The organism is Pseudomonas sp. CC6-YY-74 (assembly GCF_002025205.1).
Taxonomy (GTDB): Bacteria; Pseudomonadota; Gammaproteobacteria; order Pseudomonadales; family Pseudomonadaceae; genus Aquipseudomonas; species Aquipseudomonas paeninsulae.
The window spans coordinates 2,935,593-2,954,756 of record NZ_CP019947.1 but is presented as its reverse complement, the minus strand read 5'-3'; the positions used below and the strand labels follow the sequence as shown (position 1 = coordinate 2,954,756).

8 protein-coding genes and 5 pseudogenes are annotated in these 19,164 nt (G+C 63.8%); 7 read left to right on the top strand and 6 right to left on the bottom strand.

The window, feature by feature from the left end:
- The first annotated feature begins 26 nt into the window (after nucleotides 1–26).
- A complete protein-coding gene (locus B2D37_RS13510) occupies nucleotides 27–2,423 on the top strand; it encodes a membrane-bound PQQ-dependent dehydrogenase, glucose/quinate/shikimate family (RefSeq protein WP_079203172.1) in 2,397 nt (798 codons plus the stop codon).
- Nucleotides 2,424–2,752: 329 nt separating this feature from the next.
- On the opposite strand, the pseudogene B2D37_RS13505 reads toward B2D37_RS13510, so the two are convergent.
- Nucleotides 2,753–3,070 (bottom strand): annotated as a pseudogene (locus B2D37_RS13505) (chloride channel protein); the annotation flags it as partial.
- A gap of 265 nt (nucleotides 3,071–3,335) precedes the next feature.
- Between B2D37_RS13505 and B2D37_RS13500 the strand changes: the two are divergent.
- Nucleotides 3,336–4,550 carry a hypothetical protein gene (locus B2D37_RS13500; protein ID WP_079203171.1) on the top strand — a complete coding sequence of 405 codons (1,215 nt, stop codon included), beginning with the start codon at nucleotides 3,336–3,338 and terminating at the stop codon, nucleotides 4,548–4,550.
- Nucleotides 4,551–4,614: 64 nt separating this feature from the next.
- Here B2D37_RS13500 and B2D37_RS13495 read toward each other — a convergent pair whose 3' ends face one another.
- Both B2D37_RS13495 and B2D37_RS13490 read right to left on the bottom strand, forming a co-directional pair.
- On the bottom strand, nucleotides 4,615–4,938 hold the full coding sequence (locus B2D37_RS13495; RefSeq protein WP_079203170.1) for a hypothetical protein: 324 nt from the start codon (nucleotides 4,936–4,938) through the stop codon (nucleotides 4,615–4,617).
- 252 nt (nucleotides 4,939–5,190) lie between these two features.
- Nucleotides 5,191–6,774, bottom strand: a complete 1,584-nt coding sequence (locus B2D37_RS13490; RefSeq protein WP_079203169.1) for a peptide chain release factor 3 — start codon at nucleotides 6,772–6,774, stop codon at nucleotides 5,191–5,193.
- A gap of 436 nt (nucleotides 6,775–7,210) precedes the next feature.
- Here B2D37_RS13490 and B2D37_RS13485 point away from each other — a divergent pair, with 436 nt between their 5' ends.
- Nucleotides 7,211–8,374: a type III PLP-dependent enzyme gene (locus B2D37_RS13485; protein WP_079203168.1), complete on the top strand. Its 1,164-nt coding sequence runs from the start codon at nucleotides 7,211–7,213 to the stop codon at nucleotides 8,372–8,374.
- Between the two features lie 137 nt (nucleotides 8,375–8,511).
- On the opposite strand, the pseudogene B2D37_RS13480 reads toward B2D37_RS13485, so the two are convergent.
- Nucleotides 8,512–10,646, bottom strand: a pseudogene (locus tag B2D37_RS13480) (TonB-dependent receptor).
- A 398-nt stretch (nucleotides 10,647–11,044) separates the two neighbouring features.
- Here B2D37_RS13480 and B2D37_RS13470 point away from each other — a divergent pair.
- From B2D37_RS13470 to B2D37_RS13455, 4 genes and pseudogenes are all read left to right on the top strand, one after another.
- A pseudogene (locus B2D37_RS13470) lies at nucleotides 11,045–11,271 on the top strand (type III PLP-dependent enzyme); the annotation flags it as partial.
- A gap of 275 nt (nucleotides 11,272–11,546) precedes the next feature.
- Entirely contained in the window at nucleotides 11,547–13,559 is a 2,013-nt protein-coding gene (locus B2D37_RS13465) for a TonB-dependent siderophore receptor (protein ID WP_256573078.1), read from the top strand.
- Nucleotides 13,560–13,814: 255 nt separating this feature from the next.
- The gene (locus B2D37_RS13460; RefSeq protein WP_079203166.1) at nucleotides 13,815–16,193 is read left to right on the top strand and encodes a sulfite reductase flavoprotein subunit alpha; all 2,379 of its coding nucleotides are present in this window, start codon (nucleotides 13,815–13,817) and stop codon (nucleotides 16,191–16,193) included.
- Nucleotides 16,194–16,296: 103 nt separating this feature from the next.
- Nucleotides 16,297–17,043, top strand: coding sequence for a 5-oxoprolinase subunit PxpA (locus B2D37_RS13455; protein ID WP_079203165.1), 747 nt, complete (start codon nucleotides 16,297–16,299; stop codon nucleotides 17,041–17,043).
- A 150-nt stretch (nucleotides 17,044–17,193) separates the two neighbouring features.
- Here B2D37_RS13455 and B2D37_RS13450 read toward each other — a convergent pair.
- Nucleotides 17,194–18,182, bottom strand: a pseudogene (locus B2D37_RS13450) (peptide ABC transporter ATP-binding protein).
- Nucleotides 18,179–19,149, bottom strand: a pseudogene (locus B2D37_RS13445) (ABC transporter ATP-binding protein). The pseudogenes B2D37_RS13450 and B2D37_RS13445 overlap by 4 nt, the downstream one beginning before the upstream one ends.
- Nucleotides 19,150–19,164 lie beyond the last annotated feature (15 nt).

Genomic DNA, 19,164 nt, shown 5'->3' with positions numbered 1-19,164 from the left:
CAATTGAATCGGCAGGAGAGTGCTCGATGAATAGTGAATACGGACCACGTCCATTGCGGATTACCCTGACCGCCGTGGTGATACTGGTGCTTGGGGGGCTGATGCTGGCGGGTGGCGGTTATCTGGCGCTACTGGGTGGGTCCTGGTATTACCTGTGCGCGGGCAGCGGCCTGGTGATCGTGGCCGGCCTGATGTTCGCCCGGCGGCGCGGCGCAATCGGGCTCTACGCGCTGCTGCTGTTCGCCACGCTGGCCTGGGCCCTCTACGAGGTGCGCTTCGATTGGTGGCAGCTGGCGCCGCGTATCGACCTCTGGTGCATCCTCGGTCTCTGGTTGATCATGCCGTTCATCAATCGCCATGTCGGCGGCCGTTTGGTCCGGCGCGACGGGGCCTCTGGCCTGCTCGGCCTGGGCCTGCTGGCTGGTGCGCTGATGGCGGGCTACTCGCTGACGCAGGACTATTCATCGCTCAAGGGCGAGTTCAGCGACGCCCAGATGCAGGGCCTGAATCCTGACGGACTGGCGGGTCGCTCGGCGAGCGACTGGACGGCCTATGGCGGCTCCGACCGCGGCGATCGCTATTCACCGGCCAAGCTGATCACCCCGGAAAACGTCGGCACGCTGGAAAAGGCCTGGGAATACCACACCGGTGATCTGCCGGGTGAGGGTGATCCCGGCGAGGTGACCAACGAGGTCACCCCGCTCAAGGTGGGCGACAAGCTGTTCATCTGCACGCCACACAGCATTGCCATCGCGCTGGATGCCGACAGCGGCGAGGAGCGCTGGCGCTTCGATCCGAGCATCAATCGAGCGGCCGAGTACTACCAGCACATGACCTGTCGCGGCCTGGCGTTGCACGACGCCAGCGTCTATGCCGCGGCTGGTGCAAGCCCGGTAGCGCCGACAGCCGCCCGCTGCGAGCGCCGGCTGTTCCTGCCGACCAACGACGGCACCCTGGTTGCGCTGGATGTCGAGGACGGCAAGCCCTGCGCGGACTTTGGCAGCGCAGGCGTCGTCGACCTGAAGGTCGGCCTGGGTGAGGGTGCGCTGGGCGTCTATCTGCCGACCTCACCGCCGGTGGTGACCGAGAAGCTGGTGATTGTCGGCGGCTCGATCACCGACAATGGTGCGGTGGATTCCCCAGGCGGAGTGATTCGCGCCTATGACGTGCGCAGTGGCCGGCTGGTCTGGAATTTCGATCCGGGCAAGCCGGACGCGACCGCCCCCCTGCCGCCGGGCGAGAGCTACGTGCGTAGCACGCCGAATTCCTGGACCATCGCGACGGCCGATGAGGCGCTGGGGCTGGTCTACATACCCACCGGCAACCAGACGCCCGATCAATGGGGGGCGCAGCGCACGCCTGAGTCCGAGCGCTTCACCGCCACCCTGGTGGCACTGGAGCTGGACAGCGGCAAGGTGCGCTGGGAGTTCCAGACCGTGCACCACGACCTCTGGGATCGCGACCTGCCCGCACAACCGATCCTGGTGGATATCGACGGTGCGCAGGGCAAGGTCCCGGCGATCATCCAGCCGACCAAGCGTGGCGACCTCTTTGTGCTGGATCGTCGGACCGGCGAACCCATCGTCCCGGTGACCGAGCGGCCGGTCGCGCAGGGCGCCGTCGCCGGTGACTTCACCGCGCCGACCCAACCGGCCTCCGCCCTCAGCTACGCGCCGGATCAACCGCTGCGCGAGCGGGATATGTGGGGCGGCACGCCGCTGGATCAGATGATGTGCCGCATCCAGTTTCACCAGCTGCGCTACGAAGGCGACTTCACCCCGCCGTCGGAGCAGGGCTCATTGATCTATCCGGGCAATGTCGGCACCTTCAACTGGCCATCGGTGGCGGTCGATCCGGTGCGGCAACTGCTGTTCGGTGCACCGAACTACCTGGCGTTCGTTTCGCAACTGGTCAAGCGTAGCGACGTCGACCCGCAGGAACGCAGCGGCGGTGGAGAGACCGGTCTGCAGGCCAACCTCGGCGCGCCCTATATGGTGCGCCTGCAACCCTTCATGTCGGTGCTCGGCCTGCCGTGCCAGGCGCCGCCCTGGGGCTTCGTCAGCGCAGTCGATCTGCGCAGCATGAAGCCGGTATGGATGCACAAGAACGGCACCAGCCGCGACAGCGCGCCGTTCGGCATCCCCTTTACGGTGGGTACGCCGGCGCTGGGCGGACCGCTGGTAACCGCCGGAGGCGTTGCTTTCCTCAGCGGCACGCTGGACTACTACCTGCGGGCGTACGACCTGCAGAGCGGCGAGCAGCTGTGGAAAGCGCGGCTGCCGGCGGGCGGCCAGGCGACGCCGATGACCTATGTGTCGGCGAAGACCGGCAAGCAGTACGTGGTGCAGATGGCCGGCGGGCATGGATCGTTCGGTACCAAGATCGGCGATTCGCTGATTGCCTGGACGCTCGCCGAGCAGTAGCCGCACGCTCGGCGCATTCGCGAGCAGGCGTGCAGGACGGCTGCGGTGCTGAATCGGGTCGCTGTTTAAGTGTCGGTTATTCGCCGGCCCAGGCTTATGCGCGGCTCGGTGTTGCGCCGGTGCCGGCATTGTCGGCGTGCCCAACGCCTGCGCTTGCGGCAGGCCAAACAAATCGCTGGCACCCGCCCCGGCCAATCCGCAGGCGATGAAGGCAAGCCCGCCGGTCGAGCGTGGATGCTCCGCCATTGCGGCGATTTTTTGCCGTGACAGGCGGCTAAGCCTGCGCCGGTTCATCGACTGGCGCAGGGGGTGGCCTAACTAGCTAGCGGGGTGGGGCCTTCCCTGCCGACGGAGGCGCCGCAGAGCAGGGCCAGGACCGTCAGTAGCATCTTGGCGATGGCCACCGGTACCGCCAGCAGCTGGCTGCGCAGGCGCGTCGAGGGCTGTTCCAGGCAGGCGATCACCTGGGGAATGCCACTACCCTTGGCCTCCTTCAGCCAGCCCTGGGTCAGCCAGGCGAGCAGGGCGAAGCCCAGCGGGGTGACCAGCCAGGGCCAGTAGGCACTCTGCCCCAGCAACCATTCGAACTGCTCGAAGGCATGGTCGGCCAGCCAGGCGAAAGCCAGCGCGATGAGGCCGACCAGCAAGGCGCCGAGTCAGAAAGCGGCACGCTGGCGCAGGCTGCGCAACCGGCGCCGCCGCTCACGCAGGCGCTGGGTGGGAGACAGGGCAATCGCTGGCGATGGCTTTTCCATGGTTTCCTGGGGGTCGCAGGCGCTCTGCAATGGTCAGTGTGGCGCGCCGACCGCAAGCGCGCGGCCGCCCGGGACCCTGCGGGTAAGCGCCGCTTGCTTTGCCGTGCCCCGGAGCGGCAGGATTCGGCCCCTGAATTCAGCTGGATGGCAGGACACGATGCTGAGCATCAATAATGGCGTACTGATTGGCGCGGCCCTGTTGTTCGCCGGCCTGTTGTTTCGGCCCAGGCTGCTGGCTGCGCCCATGTGGCGGGCGACGGTCACGCCACTGGCCTCGATCATCGGCTCGGGCTTCCTGGTGGCCGGGCCGATCCTGGCACATACCGTGGGCAACTGGGCCTGGCTGGCGATGCTCGCCCTGTGCGCGCTGGGCTACTGGTTCGGTGCGTCCATTCGCTACAACATCAGCTATGTCGAGCCGAGCCTGGCTAATCAGCCACCGCTGTATCAGGTGGGTTTGGAGCGTCTCTCCGAGCTGGCATTGTCGCTGGCCTACTTCGTCTCGGTGGCCTACTACCTTAATTTGTTCGCCGCCTTTGGCCTGCGTCTCGGCGAGGTGCTCGACCCGTTCTGGATTCGCCTGCTGTCGACGGTGGTGATCGCCACCATCGGCCTGCTCGGGGCGCTGCGCGGCCTCGCCGGGCTGGAGCGCCTCGAAGTGCTGGTGGTCGCCTTGAAGCTGTCACTGATTGGCGGTCTGTTGGCGGTGCTGGCGCAGGTCAACCTGGCAGCGTTCACAGCGGGCGAGCTGGCCTGGCTCGGCCAGCAACATGTGCGCGGCTGGCAGGCGCTGGAGATCCTCCTGGGGCTGGTGATTCTGGTGCAGGGGTTTGAGACTTCGCGTTATCTGGGCAGCAAATATGACCCGGCCACGCGGGTGCGCAGCATGCGTTGGTCGCAATGGATTGCTACCGCGATCTATCTGGCGTTTCTGTTGCTGATTACCAGTCTGTTCCGCGATGGCTTGCCGCCCCAGGGTGGGGAAACCGCGATCATCGACTTGCTGCGACCGCTGGGCACCGCCGTGGCGCCGCTACTGATCCTCACCGCGCTGGCCTCGCAGCTGTCTGCCGCGGTAGCCGACATGAACGGCGCCGGCGGTTTGTTGGCTGGTGCTTCGGGCGGGCGGGTGCCGGTGCGACTGGGCAACCTGATCACCGCGCTGGTGGCCATCGCCATCACCTGGACGGCGAATATCTACGAGATCATCACCTACGCCTCGAAGATGTTCGTCATCTACTACGCCCTGCAAGCCTTGCAGGCTTCGCTGGCCGCCCGGCATCGGGGGGAATGGTGGCGCGCCAGCGGGTTTGCCGCTGCGTTGCTGGTGGCTCTGGGAGTGATTGTGTTCGCCAAGCCGCTCGCGGCCTGATCGGTCGATCACTGCAAGGGTTCCTAAGGCGTGCCCCGGTGCGCTTATGGGTGGGCAAACGCCATCAAGGCAGGCAGCGGTCGCCGGCAAGATTCAAGCGCTGCGCTTCCGTGTCGTTTACGCATTTGCTAGCGAAACCCTGGACGATAAGCGGCGATTTATCACGGATGCTGCTGGTGAAACTGTCGACAAAACGCTGTGCTTTGTCGTGTCCATCAAAGCGGCGCGCCGAATTCTGGTTCGACGTATAGCTGCCGTTGCTGGCGGCGAAACACTGCGAGTAACCCTCGCAGCTGAGTTGTACGTACCAGTAGGGTTGGCGGATTTCCACGCCGGCCAAACTGGAGGTGGCGATCAGGCTCAAGGCGGCGAAGAGCACAGTGCGCATAGGTTAACTCCCTGTAAGGTGGCGGCGCAGAATACGCAGTCTCTAGCAGGCCGTTGAAAAAACTACCTACGTTGCCGATACGGCGTTAAAAACAGGCTCGGAATGCTCATTTACAGCTCGTAAACTCCGCTTCCTCGCCTGTTTTTGCCTTGTCTCGGCTGCCTCGCCTACGTTTTTCAACGGCCTGCTAGCCACGGGAGAGCAGTGGCTAGAGGCTGCGTATTGGTCAGGTTGTAGGTGAAACGTTGCGCCTCAGTGATGCTCGCGGGTGGCGCGGAATTTTATATCCGGCCAGCGCTCTTCCATCAGTGCCAGGTTGACCCGGGTTGGCGCCAGGTAGGTGAGGTGGCCGCCGCCATCGATGGCGAGGTTTTCCACTGCCTTGTTGGTAAATTCCTCGAGCTTCTTCTTGTCGCTGCACTCGATCCAGCGCGCCGACCAGACGGTGATCGGCTCGTAGCCACACTCGACCTTGTATTCCCCCTTCAGGCGACTGGCGACCACGTCGAACTGCAGCACGCCGACCGCACCGAGGATGATGTCGTTGCTGCGCTCAGGGAAGAACACCTGGGTCGCGCCTTCCTCAGCCAACTGCTGCAAGCCCTGACGCAGTTGCTTGGATTTCAGCGGATCCTTCAGGCGCACGCGGCGGAACAGTTCCGGGGCGAAGTGCGGGATGCCGGTAAATCCAAGGTTTTCACCTTCGCTAAAGGTGTCGCCGATCTGGATGGTGCCGTGGTTGTGCAGGCCGATGATGTCGCCGGCATAGGCCTCGACCAACATCTCGCGCTCGCTGGAGAAGAAGGTCAGGGCATCGCCGATGCGCACGTCCTTGCCGGTGCGCACATGGCGCATCTTCATACCTTGGCTGTACTTGCCCGAGCAGATGCGCATAAAGGCGATGCGGTCGCGGTGCTTGGGGTCCATGTTCGCCTGGATCTTGAACACGAAGCCGCTGAATTTCTCTTCAACAGGCTCCACGGTGCGCTCGTTGGCCACACGGGCCAGGGGTTTTGGCGCCCAATTGACGACCGCGTCGAGCACATGATCGACGCCGAAGTTGCCCAGCGCCGTGCCGAAGAATACCGGAGTCAGCTGGCCATTGAGGAACTCGTCCTGGTCGAATTCGTGGCAGGCGCCCTGGACCAGTTCCAGCTGCTCGACAAAGCGCTGGTACTCGTCGCCGAGGTGGGCGCGGGCTTCGTCAGAGTCGAGCTTCTCGATGATCTTCACATCGGTGCGTTCATGACCGTGGCCGGCGGTGTAGACGATGATGTAGTCGTCGGCCAGGTGGTAGACGCCCTTGAAGTCGCGGTAGCAGCCGATCGGCCAGGTGATAGGCGCCGCTTTGATTTTCAGCACCGCCTCGATTTCGTCGAGCAGCTCAATCGGGTCGCGGATGTCGCGGTCGAGTTTGTTGACGAAGCTGACGATCGGCGTGTCGCGCAGGCGGCACACGTCCATCAGGGCGATGGTGCGCGGCTCCACACCCTTACCACCGTCGAGCACCATCAGCGCCGAATCCACGGCGGTCAGGGTGCGGTAGGTGTCTTCCGAGAAATCCTCGTGGCCGGGGGTGTCGAGCAGGTTGATCATGTGGTCGCGGTAGGGGAACTGCATCACCGAGGTGGTGATGGAGATGCCGCGCTGCTTTTCCATCTCCATCCAGTCGCTGGTCGCGTGGCGGTCGGACTTGCGCGACTTCACCGTGCCGGCGATGGCAATCGCCTTGCCCATCAGCAGGAGTTTCTCGGTAATCGTGGTTTTACCGGCGTCCGGGTGGGAGATGATGGCGAATGTGCGCCTTTTGGCGACTTCGGCGGCCTGGTTGCTCATGCTGGGGGAACCCGTCGACTGATAGTCTGTCTGTCAAAAAAGGCGTCGATTATAACGGCAAACGGCCCTCAGCGCGGAGCCCTGTAGTCAGTGCGGGAAAAGTGCGATTTGCCGGGCTTTGTGCAGCATTTCGTGACGCCTTGTTTTGAATCCGCAACGACCCATGAATAAGCCGAAAAAACCGAGTGGCAATCCGACAATTTTTGATTGATCTAAGCTGTCCATGGTCCTAAAGTTCGCGCCCGAACGTCCATGCTGGCAACGATCCATCCGGCTCAAGTACTGACGACGAGAGATCGATTTCGATACTCGGCGACATGCCTTGGGAAGTAGGCGAACCAAAGTGGGGAAACTGATCAGGCGTTCGCGGCCTTGCAATTAGTTGGCAAGGCCTCCCTAATTACCTTTGTGTGTTTTGCCATTTGGAGTCCCGCGCATGCCGATTCAGGTCGAAGACTACTACCCGCGTGAAACCTTCCAGAAAATGAAGGATTTCGCCGACCAACAGGAAACCCCGTTCGTGGTGATCGATACCAAAATCATCGATCAGGCTTACGACGACCTGCGCGCTGGTTTCGATTTCGCCAAGGTCTACTACGCGGTGAAGGCCAACCCGGCGGTCGAGATCATCAACCTGCTCAAGGACAAAGGCTCAAGTTTCGATATCGCCTCGATCTACGAGCTGGATCGGGTGATGAACTGTGGCGTCGGCCCGGAGCGCATCAGCTACGGCAACACCATCAAGAAAGCCAAGGACATCCGCCTGTTCTTCGAGAAGGGTGTGCGCATGTTCGCCACCGACTCGGAAGCCGACCTGCGCAACATCGCCAAGGCTGCGCCAGGCTCGAAAATCTATGTGCGCATCCTCACCGAGGGTTCCACCACGGCTGATTGGCCCCTGTCGCGCAAATTCGGCTGCCAGACCGACATGGCCATGGACCTGCTGATTCTCGCCCGCCAACTGGGCCTGGTGCCCTACGGCGTCTCCTTCCACGTCGGTTCGCAGCAGCGCGATATTTCCGTATGGGACGCGGCCATTGCCAAGGTCAAGGTGATCTTCGAGCGCCTCAAGGAAGAAGACGGCATCGAGCTGAAGATGATCAACATGGGCGGCGGCTTCCCGGCCAACTACATCACCCGCACCAACAGCCTGGAAACCTACGCCGAGGAAATCATCCGCTTCCTCAAGGACGATTTCGGCGATGACCTGCCGGAAATCATCCTCGAGCCGGGCCGCTCGCTGATCGCTAACGCCGGCATCCTGGTCAGCGAAGTGGTGCTGGTCGCGCGCAAGTCGCGTACCGCAGTCGAGCGCTGGGTGTATACCGACGTCGGCTTGTTCAGCGGCTTGATCGAAACCATGGGCGAGGCCATCAAGTTCCCCATCTACACCGAGAAGAAAGGCGAGATGGAAGAAGTGGTCATCGCCGGGCCGACCTGCGACAGCGCCGACATCATGTATGAGAACTACAAGTACGGCCTGCCGCTCAACCTGGCGAGCGGCGACCGCCTCTACTGGCTGTCTACCGGGGCTTACACCACCAGCTACAGCGCGGTGGAGTTCAACGGCTTCCCGCCGCTGAAGGCTTACTACCTGTAACCGTGACTGCATAAAAAAGACCCGCCTGTTGGCGGTCTTTGCGTTTAAGGCCTTGGCGAGCATAGGTTGTTGCCGGTTTCTCCGGGTAGCCCCACCGCTGAGCTCAACGGTGGGGGCGCCACTCGATAGGCAGAGACCTAGAACCGATAGTTGGCACTCAGCTCCAGGCTGCGCGGTGCGCCGGGGTGATCAGGTCCACCGAACCGTGGGCCGAGGCGAAGTACTCCTTGTCGAACACGTTGCGCAAGCGCAGGGCCGCGTCCCATTGCGGCTGGTTGTACAGCAGCGCGGCATCGAAGGTGGTGTAGCCAGGCATGACGGTAGCGTTGTCCAGCGCGGTGAAGCGCTCGCCGACGTAGTTGGCGCCCATGCCGACTCGCCATTGCTCGGTTAGCGAACGCACCAGCCACAGGTTGGCGCTGTGTTCCGGGGTCAGGGTCGGGGTCTGGCCCTCATTGGCCACGCCGTTGGTCAGGCTGTTGGACTTGGTGATCTGCGCATCCAGGTAGGCGTAACCGGCATACACCTGCCACTTGTCGCTGAGCTGGCCGGTCAGGGTGGTCTCGAAGCCATCGGTACGCTGTTCGCCGGCGAGGATCAGCTGGCCGGGATTGGCCGGGTCGCTGGTCTTCATGTTGGTGCGTTCCAGGCGAAACAGCGCGGCGGTCAGCGACAGGCGCTGATCGTGCAGGTCCCATTTGCCGCCCAGCTCGTAGTTGGTGGTCTGCTCCGGTTCCAGGTCTTTGATCGAATTATTCAGCGGGAAGGTCTCGCCCGACGGCTGATAGGAGCGGCTCACCGACACGTAGTAGGACTGGATCTGGTCCGGCTGATAGACCAGGCCGACCCGCGGGCTCCAGGTTCTGTCGGTGCGTGAGATGTCGCTGCCGCTCAGGTCGTCATCGAAAGCTTGCTCGAACACGTCGTAGCGCACCCCAAGCAAGGCCTTCCATTGCGGCGCCAGTTCGATCAGGTCCTGTACATAGACGCCGGCGGTGTCCTGGCTGTTGAGTCCCTTGGAGGTCTGTTGCGCCGCCGTGAACGGCACCGCGACCAGGCCGTCGCGGAACACCGGCACCCGCGCCACATCGCTCTGGCTGAATACCGACTGGTGCTTGTACTGCCGGCCCAGCTCCACCCCATACAGCAGGCTGTGCTGCATGCCGGCGAGCTGGGCTTGTTGCTTCAGCTCGGTCTGGTTGAACCAGCCATCTTCCTTGCGTTGCACGTTGCCGCGGCGCAGCTTGACCAGCAGCTCGCCATTGGCGGCGGTGACGACGCGGTTGGCATCGGTGTGCGCCAGGGTGTTGTTGCGATCCAGATCGTAGTGGTAGTAACGGCTGGTATTGGACAGGCTGAAGTCGTCGTTGATCTGGTAGTCGAGGCCGGCGGTGAGGGAGAACACCTCGCTGCGGGTGTAGTCCTGGTCCGGGTCGGCGGAACCGAAGCGGGTGCCCGGGTCGACATCCACCGGGCGGCCGTTCAGCGCCGGAATGCCGAAGTCGATCAGGCGTTTGTCGTACAGGTAGTTGGCGCCCAGATTGAGCTCCAGGTCATCGGACAGCTTGAAGTAGGCCGAAGCTGCCAGCGCCTTGCGCTCGAGGAAGGCATCGTCGCGAAAACCGTCGCTGTCCTCCAGCGCACCGGTGACGCGCAAGGCCTTGTCGCCGTGCTCCTGATCGGCCCAGCCGGCATCGAACTGGGTGCGCTGCTTGCCTTCGCTGTCAACGCTGACACCCACTTCCTGCACCGGGGCGAAGGTCGGGCGCTTGCTCACGCTGTTGATCAGGCCGCCGGATGAGCCGCGACCGTAGAGCACGGCGGCAGGGCCCTTGATCACTTCTACGCGCTCGATATTCGACAGGTCGCGGTAGTACAGGGCGTCGTCGCGAATACCGTCGATGTACTGGTCGCCGATGGCGCTGAAGCCACGGATGGTGACCTGGTCGCGCTGACCGTCGCCGTTGGACAGGCCCACGCCAGGCACGTTCTTCAGCACGTCTTCCATCGACTGGGCGCCCTGATCCTTGATCACGCTCTGCGGGATGACGTTGACCGTCTGCGGAATATCGCGCAGCGGCGCATCGATCTTCAGCGCGCTCTTTGTGCGGTTGGGCTTGTAGCTGGTCTGTTGCTGCTGCCCGGTAACGATGGCGGCTGGAATCTCCAGCGCGCTGTTCGATTCGGCATGCACGGCCTGAGCAGCGAAGGCGCCTAGCAGCGATAGGTAGAATGGATTTAAGCGTAAGACGGTCACCGCGCGACTCCCCATGAAAAGAGTGCGAATGGTATTGTTTTGCATTTGCGTATGCAAATGAGTTGCAACTATATTTTTCGAGGGAGGTCTGCGCGCAGCGTGCGCCGACTCATGGGCAATCATCAGATTTAAGACACGGCTCTGTGAGGACGATCTCGACCACGAAACCCACAGCTTTTCCGTCAATTACGTGCATGCGCGGCAGTGATTCGTGTCTCTGCCGGTCAGACGCGGCTGTGGACAAAGTCGCGTTGCGCTTGACGATCGTCGTCATCACCGAGCAAGGCTGCACGGGAAAAATAGTCGCGGGCCAGTGTGCGTATGGCCTCGTGGCTGGATTGCAGCAGCGCGTGGCGGGCGACCCGGAGGAAATTCAGAGTGCCGGCCGCTAGCGCGCGGTGCAGCCGGGCCAGGGCCTGTTTGAAACCATGGAGGAGGCAATCAAGTTCCCGATCTGGACTGAGAAGAAGGGCGAGATGGAAGAGGTTGTGCTCGCCGAGCCGACCTGCGACAGCGCTGACATCATGTAAGAGCACTACCAGTACGGTTGCCGATGAACCTGGCGATCGGCGGCCGCCTCTACGGACGATCGTCCGGTGGCTACACCACCAGCTATAGCGCAGTGGAGTTCAACGGCTTCTACGCTGTAAGCGTTCGCGCTCCCCGAAACCCTCTCTCTGATGGGCTACAAAAAAGTTCCGTGTTCCGCAAAATAGTTGTTGATTGATAATTATTAGCGAATAGAATTGCGCCTCTTTCTATTTGTGAGTGATTCGCATGCGCAAGTGTGGCAAGGGTATGGGCAGTCTACCGCAGCGTCGTTTGTTGGCTTGTACAGTCGCATCCGCCAGTTTGGTACTTGTCTCGGCACAGCCGGTCAACGCGGCAGAAACGGACAGCGTCACGCTGGCGCCTATGCAGGTGGTGCAAAAGCGCAACGCCTATGGGGTCGAACGTGTACGCACCGCCACCAAGACGGACACACCGCTGCGCAACGTGCCGCAGGCCATCAGCGTGGTGACCGACGAGCAGATCCGCGATCAGTCCATGAAGGGCATGGCAGATGTAGTGCGCTACGTGCCGGGCGTGCAGATGGCCCAGGGAGAAGGCCACCGCGATGCACCTATCCTGCGCGGCAATGCCACCACCGCGGACTTCTTCGTCGATGGCATGCGCGATGACGTGCAGTACCTGCGCGACCTGTACAACGTGGAGCGGGTGGAGGTGCTGAAGGGGCCCAGTGGCATGATCTTCGGTCGGGGCGGCAGCGGCGGCCTGATCAATCGGGTGACCAAGCAGGCCAATTGGACCGACGGCCGCGAAGTCGGGCTGACCTACGGCTCCTGGGAGAACCGGCGGATGACCGGCGACTTCAACCAGGCGGTCAACGAACGCCTGGCGCTGCGCCTGACTGCGCTCTATGAGGACTCCAACAGCTTCCGCGACCATGGCGAATTGGAGCGCTGGGCGATCACCCCGACAGCGAGTTTCGCGCTGAGCGACGCCACCCTGATCGAGGTCGGCTACGAGCATTTCGAGGACGACCGCACCGTCGACCGTGGCCTGCCGTCCTTCACCAGGCCGGGGCACAGCCGAGGCGAGCCGCTGAAGGTCAACGAGTCCAGGTACTTCGGCAGCCCGGACGACAGCTTTTCCACGGCCGAGGTGGATGCGCTGAACGGCCGCATCACCCATGAGTTTGCCAATGGCGTGCTACTGACCAACCAGACTCGCTATGCCGACTACGCGAAGTTCTATCAGAACGTCTACCCATCCGCGGCCTACAGCGCCACCACCAATCAGGTTCAGCTCGGCGCCTACAACAACGCTACCGACCGCAGCAACCTGATCAACCAGACCGACTTGACCCTGTCCGGCCATGCCCTGGGCTTTGACCACACCTTGCTGGTCGGCACCGAGTTGAGCCGCCAGGGCACGGAAAACTTCCGCGAGAGCGGCTTCTTCAACGCGGCCGGCACGCAGAAAAACACCCTGGTGACGCCGCAGAACAGCACCTATCAAGGTCCGGTGGTGTTCCGCCACGGCGCGACCGACGCCGACAACGAGAGTGTCGCCAGGACCTCCGCATTCTACCTGCAGGACCAGATCGAGCTGACCCAGCAGTGGGAGCTGCTGCTCGGGGTGCGTTACGATAACTTCAAGGTGGATGTGGACGACTACAAGGGCGGCGGTCACACCAAGCTGTCCAGCTCGGACGACCTGCTCTCGCCGCGTGCCGGGCTGATCTATAAGCCGCTGGACAACCTGTCCTTCTACACCAGCTATTCCATCGCCTACGTGCCGCGCGCCGGCGAGCAACTCGCCTCGCTCAGCGCCAGCAACCGTTCGCTGGACCCGGAGGAGTTCACTAACCGCGAAATCGGCGTGAAGTGGGACATCAATGAGCGGTTGGCGGCGACCGCGGCCCTCTACCACCTGGAGCGCACAAACGTGGCGACCAGCGACCCGAGTGATCCGAGTCGCTCGATCTTGGTCGATGGCCAGCTGGTGCGGGGCGTCGAACTGAGCCTCACTGGCAACCTCTCCGATGCCTGGCAGGTCACCGGCGGCTATGCCTACCAGAACAGCGAAATGCAGACCCCAGGCTTCGAGGGCAACGAAATCGCCCAGGTGCCGCGCGACTCCTTCTCGCTGTGGAACCGCTACGACTTCGACCCGCAGTGGGGCGTGGGGCTCGGTATGATCTACCAGAGCGACGTGTTCGCCGCGGCAGACAACAAGGTGGTGCTGCCGAGTTTCACTCGCGTCGATGCGGCCGTCTATTACAAGGTCAGCCCGGACCTGCGCCTGCAGTTGAACGTGGAAAACCTGCTGAACGAGGAGTATTACGCCTCGGCGCATGGCAACAACAACATCATGCCAGGCTCGCCGCTGGCCCTCGGGTTGAGCGCCAATGTCGCCTTCTGAGTAGGGGCATGGCTGCTCGTCCTCAGCGCTCAGCCGGAACTTGCAGAAGGCCGTCCCTTTCGGACGGCCTTCTGCTGATTGCAGCGCCAGAGAGCTGTTTGTGGGGCGCGGCCACCAGGCTGCGGCCCGGCTGGCATGCCGACCGCTGTAATAAAGAGTAAAGTCGCCGCCCTCTGCTCCGATGCAATTAATTCTCAATCAAGCTAGCCGCGCCCTAAGGGCCCGTAGTGTCGACACTCCTGCTAGGTGAATCCCGTGGTGAAGAAAGTCCTGTTCCAACTGCATTGGCTGCTCGGCATCAGTGCCGGTCTGGTCCTGGCCCTGATGGGCGTGACCGGTGCGCTCTACGCCTTCGAGGGCGAGATCATGGCGGCGCTCAATCCACAGGTGTTGCGCGTCGAGGCGCGCGACTCCGGGATACTGGCGCCGGCCGAACTGGTGAGCAAGATTCAGGCGGCAGAAGGCAAGACGGTCTCCGGGCTATGGGTGGATACCCGCGATGCAAGCGCCGCACGCGTGTTCTTCACCCCGCCAGCAGGCGAGCGACGCGGGCCGATGCGCTACTTCGACCCCTATACCGGTGAGCTGCTTGGACGCCCTGCTGGGCAGCAGTTCTTCGGCCTGATGCTGCAACTGCATCGTTTCCTCGCCATGGGTGAGACGGGCAAGCAGATCACCGCGGCCAGCACCCTGGCGCTGCTGTTTTTCTGTCTGTCTGGTCTGTACCTGCGCTGGCCGCGTCGGGCCCTGAACTGGCGAGCCTGGCTGACGCTCGACTGGGCCAAGCGCGGGCGCGCCTTCAAGTGGGACCTGCATGCGGTCGCCGGCACCTGGTGCCTGCTGTTGTACCTGTGCGCCAGCCTGACCGGCCTGTACTGGTCCTACGATTGGTACCGCGACGGCATGACCCGTCTGCTCGGCGATGCGTCCGCGCAGCAGCAAGACAAACGGGACGGCTCACGAGCATCACGGGCCGGGCGAGGTGAGGCACCAACCGCGCCGCCGGCGGTCGACTATGACGCGGTCTGGCGTAGCCTGCAGGACGCCGCCGGCCCTGGACTGGTGGCCTGGAACCTGCGTCTGCCGCCGGTGGCCGGTAAGCCGGCTACCGTGTTCTACCTGCTGGCGGACGCCGAACATCCGCGTGCGTTGAACCAGCTCAGCCTCGACCCGCTCAGCGGCCAGGTTAGCCGGAACGAGCGCTATGCCGACAAGTCCTTCTCCGCGCAGTTGCTGACCAGCGTCTATGCCCTGCATACCGGCGAATACTTCGGCCTGGCGGGGCGCATCCTGATGCTGCTGGCCAGCCTGGCGATGCCGCTGTTTGCGATCACCGGCTGGTTGCTGTATCTCGAGCGGCGGCGTAACAAGCGCGCGGTTTCCAAAGCGCGTAGCGGCTTGGTTGCTGCAACGACCGGGCAGACGAGTTGGCTGATTGGTTTTGCCAGCCAGAGTGGTTTCGCCGAGCACCTGGCCTGGCAGACCGCCGGGCAGCTACAGGCCGCCGGCGTGGCGGTGAATGTGCAACCCCTGGCGCGGGTCGATCAACAGATGCTCAGCCAGGCGCAGAACGCCTTGTTTGTTATCAGCACCTTTGGCGATGGCCAGGCGCCGGACAGTGCCCGCGGTTTCGAGCGCGCGCTGCTCGGTCGTGAGCTGGCGCTGGACGAGTTGCGTTACGCGGTATTGGCCTTGGGCGACCGCCAGTATCAGCAGTTCTGTGGCTTTGCCCAGCGTGTGCATGACTGGCTGACGCGGCAAGGCGCCGCCAGCCTGTTCGCGGCGATCGAGGTCGACAGTGGTGACGTCGAAGCGATTGCCAGCTGGAACCGCCAATTGAATGCACTGACCGGTGCCGCTGCGCTGCCGACGCTGGAGCGGGCCTTCGACGAGTGGCGCTTGCAGGCACGGCACTGCCTGAACCCCGGCAGCGCCGGCGCGCCGACCTTTCTGTTGCGCTTGCAGCCGCCCGAGGGCGCGACCTGGCAGGCGGGGGATCTGCTCGAAGTGCTGCCGCGCAATGACCGCGAGTTGGCCGTGCGCGAGTATTCGATTGCGTCATTGTCGAGCGATGGTGCTCTGGAGTTGATCGTGCGCCAGGAAACCCACCCCGACGGCTCCCTTGGGCTGGGCTCTGGCTGGTTGTGCCAGGAACTCGCCCCCGCGCAGGTACTCAAGGCGCGATTGCGCCGCAACAGCAATTTCCATCCGCCGGAAGATGCCCGGCCGCTGATTCTGCTGGGCAACGGCACCGGCCTGGCCGGACTGCGCAGCGTGCTCAAGGCGCGCATCGCAGCCGGTCATCGGCGTAACTGGCTGCTGTTCGGTGAGCGCAATCAGGCCCACGACTTCTATTGCCGTGACGAGCTGCGGGGCTGGCTGGCCAGCGCTGATCTGACGCGCCTGGACCTGGCGTTTTCCCGCGACCAGGCGCACAAGGTCTATGTGCAGGATCGCTTGCGCGAGTCCGCCGAGCAGCTGCGCGACTGGCTGGCGCAAGGGGCGTCGATCTACGTGTGCGGCAGCCTCACCGGCATGGCTAGCGGAGTGGATGGCGTGCTGCATGAGCTGCTGGGCGAGGCGGCAGTAACCGAGTTGAGCGAACAGGGGCGCTATCGGCGTGACGTCTATTGACGCCTAGTCCGGATGTCGTTTGCGGCCGGCTCAGCGCGAGCATGACGGCGGACTGCATCCGGGGCGCTGGTACTGCTCCTGCCGGCGCTCTAAGCTTGTGCTCATGAACAGACGAATCCTGCTGAATTGCGACATGGGCGAGAGTTTCGGCGCCTGGAGCATGGGTGATGACGCCCTGGCCATGCCGTTGATCGATCAGGCCAACCTGGCCTGTGGCTTTCACGCCGGCGATCCGCTGAGCATGCAGCGGACTGTCGCCCTGGCGGTGCAGTATGGGGTGAGCATCGGCGCGCATCCCGCTTACCCCGACCTGGTCGGCTTCGGCCGCCGACATCTGGCCTGCTCGCCGGAGGAGGTCACCGCCCAGGTGCTCTATCAGATCGGCGCGCTGGATGCCTTCTGCCGTTCCGCCGGTAGCCAGCTGGCCTACGTCAAGCCGCATGGCGCGCTGTACAACGACCTGGTGCGCGACGATGCCTTGCTCGCGGCGGTGCTGGATGCCTGTTCCAGCTACCGCAAGGGCTTGCCGCTGATGGTCCTGGCGTTGATCGATAACCGCCGCGAGTTGGAGTTCGCCGATGCCGCCGACGTGCCGCTGATCTTCGAGGCTTTCGCCGACCGCGCCTACCTGGCCGACGGTCAGTTGGCGCCGCGGCGGCTGGCCGATGCGCTGCACCGCGATCCGCAGCGGATTCTCGATCAGGGCCTGGCCATCGCCCAGGGTGAAGCCTTTGCCGATATCGACGGCAAACCGCTGCAGCTCTGTGCCGACAGCCTCTGTGTGCATGGCGACAATGCCGAGTCGTTGGCCGTGCTGCGGCGTTTGCGGGCGCTGCTGGACGCCATGTGAGGCGCTCCGAAGCCGCCCAACCTCCCTCCGAGCGCAACGCCGGCCGAGCCGGCCAACGCCCGAGCGGACTGCCGATGGTTGCAGCCGTCGCCGCAGAGGGCGTTTTTTCACACCCTCTCAGTCCAGCGCGTTGCGAGGTTACCCAGCTCGCTAACCGTTGATTGTCTCCGCGTGATGACAGGCCACTTGCCGGGCATCGAGCAGGCGTAGTTGCGGTTGTTCTACGCTGCAGCGCGCGGTCGCATAGGGGCAGCGCTGATGGAAGGCGCAGCCACTGGGGGCGCCAGCGGGTTGGGCAGTTCACCGACGATCTTGATCTTCGGCTTGCTTGGGTCCGGGTGGATGGTCGGCGTGGCGGAGAGTAGCGCCTGGGTATAAGGGTGCAGCGGGCGGGCATAGATCAGCTCCTTCGGCCCCATCTCGACCGGCCGGCCGAGGTACATCACCAGCACATCGTCGGCGACATGGCGCACCACCGAGAGGTTGTGCGAGATGAACACGTAGGCGGTGTCGAACTGCTCCTGCAGGTCCATGAACAGGTTGAGCACCTGGGCCTGGATCGACACGTCCAGCGCCGAGGTCGGTTCGTCCGCCACCAGCACCTTGGGGTTGAGCATCATTGCCCGGGCCAGGGCCACGCGTTGGCGCTGACCGCCGGAGAACATGTGCGGGTAGCGCTGGTAGTGCTCGGGGCGCAGGCCGACCTGCTGCATCATCGCCTGCACCTTGTCGCGGCGTTCGAGGCGCGACAGCGAGGTATTGATCAGCAGCGGCTCGGCCAGTTGGTCGCCGATCTTCTGCCGCGGGTTGAGCGAGGCGTAGGGGTTTTGAAAGACCATCTGCACGTCGCGGCGCAGTTGCTTGCGCTGGGCCTTGTTGGCGCCGCTGACTTCCTGGCCGGCGATCTGCAACGAGCCGGATGTGGGCTCCTCGATCAGGGTCAGTGCGCGCGCCAGGGTCGACTTGCCGCAGCCGGATTCGCCGACCACGGCCAGGGTCTTGCCGGCCTGCAGCTCGAACGACACGCCATTGAGCGCCTGTACCGTGGCGTGGCCCTTGAACAGGCCGCGCGATACTGCGTAGTGGCGGGTCAACTCGCGAGCGCTGAGCACGCTGCTGTTGCGCGGGGCGTCAGTCATCCCGTGACCTCCTGATTGAGCGGATAGAAGCAGCGCGCCGCGCCGTGGACCTGCGGGTCCAGCGCCGGCCGCTGCGCATGGCAGTTGCTTTGCACGTAGGGGCAGCGCGGCGCGAGCAGGCAACCCTGGGGCGGTCGAAGCGTCCGGGGACGATGCCGGGCAGGGTGGCCAGACGCCGGGCGCCCAGGCTGTGTTCGGGAATCGCCGCGAGCAGCGCCTCGGTATAGGGATGGCTGGGCGCGTCGAACAGGTGCGGCACCCGGCCGATTTCCACCGCTTGTCCGGCGTACATCACGCAGACGCGCTGGGCGGTTTCGGCGACCACGGCGAGGTCGTGGGTGATCAGCACCAGGCCCATGTTCTGCTCGCGTTGCAGGTCGAGCAGCAGCTCCATGATTTGCGCCTGGATGGTCACGTCCAGCGCGGTGGTCGGTTCGTCTGCGATCAGCAGCTTGGGCTCGGCGGCAATCGCCATGGCGATTGCTACGCGCTGGCTCATGCCACCGGAGAGCTGGTGCGGGTAAGCGCCGAGGCGGCTTTCGGCGGCGGGAATCTCGACCCGTTCGAGCAGTTGCAGGGCGCGCTGGCGGGCGGCCTTGGCCGACAGGTTGAGGTGCTGACGCAGCACTTCCTCGATCTGGAAACCCACGGTGAAACTGGGGTTGAGCGAGGTCATCGGGTCCTGGAAGATCATCGCCAGGTCCTTGCCGACGATGTGTCGGCGCTGCCGGCCCTTCAGGCGCAGCATGTCGGTGCCGTCGAATTGCAGGCTGTCGGCGTGGACGATGCCAGGGGCGTCGATCAAGCCCATCAGCGCCATCATGGTCACCGATTTGCCCGAGCCGGACTCGCCGACGATGGCCAGCACCTCGCCCTTGTCCACCGAGAGGTCGAGGCCATCGACCACCGGCACGGCGTTGGCGCCGCCGAAGCGCACGCTGAGGTTCTTGATGTCGAGCAGGCTCATGGGCGCGGCTCCGAT

What these genes read in the sequence shown, in the direction of transcription:
- B2D37_RS13485 (WP_079203168.1), top strand. Translation starts at nt 7,211, where the DNA reads ATGCCGATTCAGGTCGAAGACTACTACCCGCGTGAAACCTTCCAGAAA.
- B2D37_RS13510 (WP_079203172.1), top strand. Translation starts at nt 27, where the DNA reads ATGAATAGTGAATACGGACCACGTCCATTGCGGATTACCCTGACCGCC.
- B2D37_RS13455 (WP_079203165.1), top strand. Translation starts at nt 16,297, where the DNA reads ATGAACAGACGAATCCTGCTGAATTGCGACATGGGCGAGAGTTTCGGC.
- B2D37_RS13495 (WP_079203170.1), bottom strand. Translation starts at nt 4,938, where the DNA reads ATGCGCACTGTGCTCTTCGCCGCCTTGAGCCTGATCGCCACCTCCAGT.
- B2D37_RS13490 (WP_079203169.1), bottom strand. Translation starts at nt 6,774, where the DNA reads ATGAGCAACCAGGCCGCCGAAGTCGCCAAAAGGCGCACATTCGCCATC.
- B2D37_RS13500 (WP_079203171.1), top strand. Translation starts at nt 3,336, where the DNA reads ATGCTGAGCATCAATAATGGCGTACTGATTGGCGCGGCCCTGTTGTTC.
- B2D37_RS13465 (WP_256573078.1), top strand. Translation starts at nt 11,547, where the DNA reads ATGCAGGTGGTGCAAAAGCGCAACGCCTATGGGGTCGAACGTGTACGC.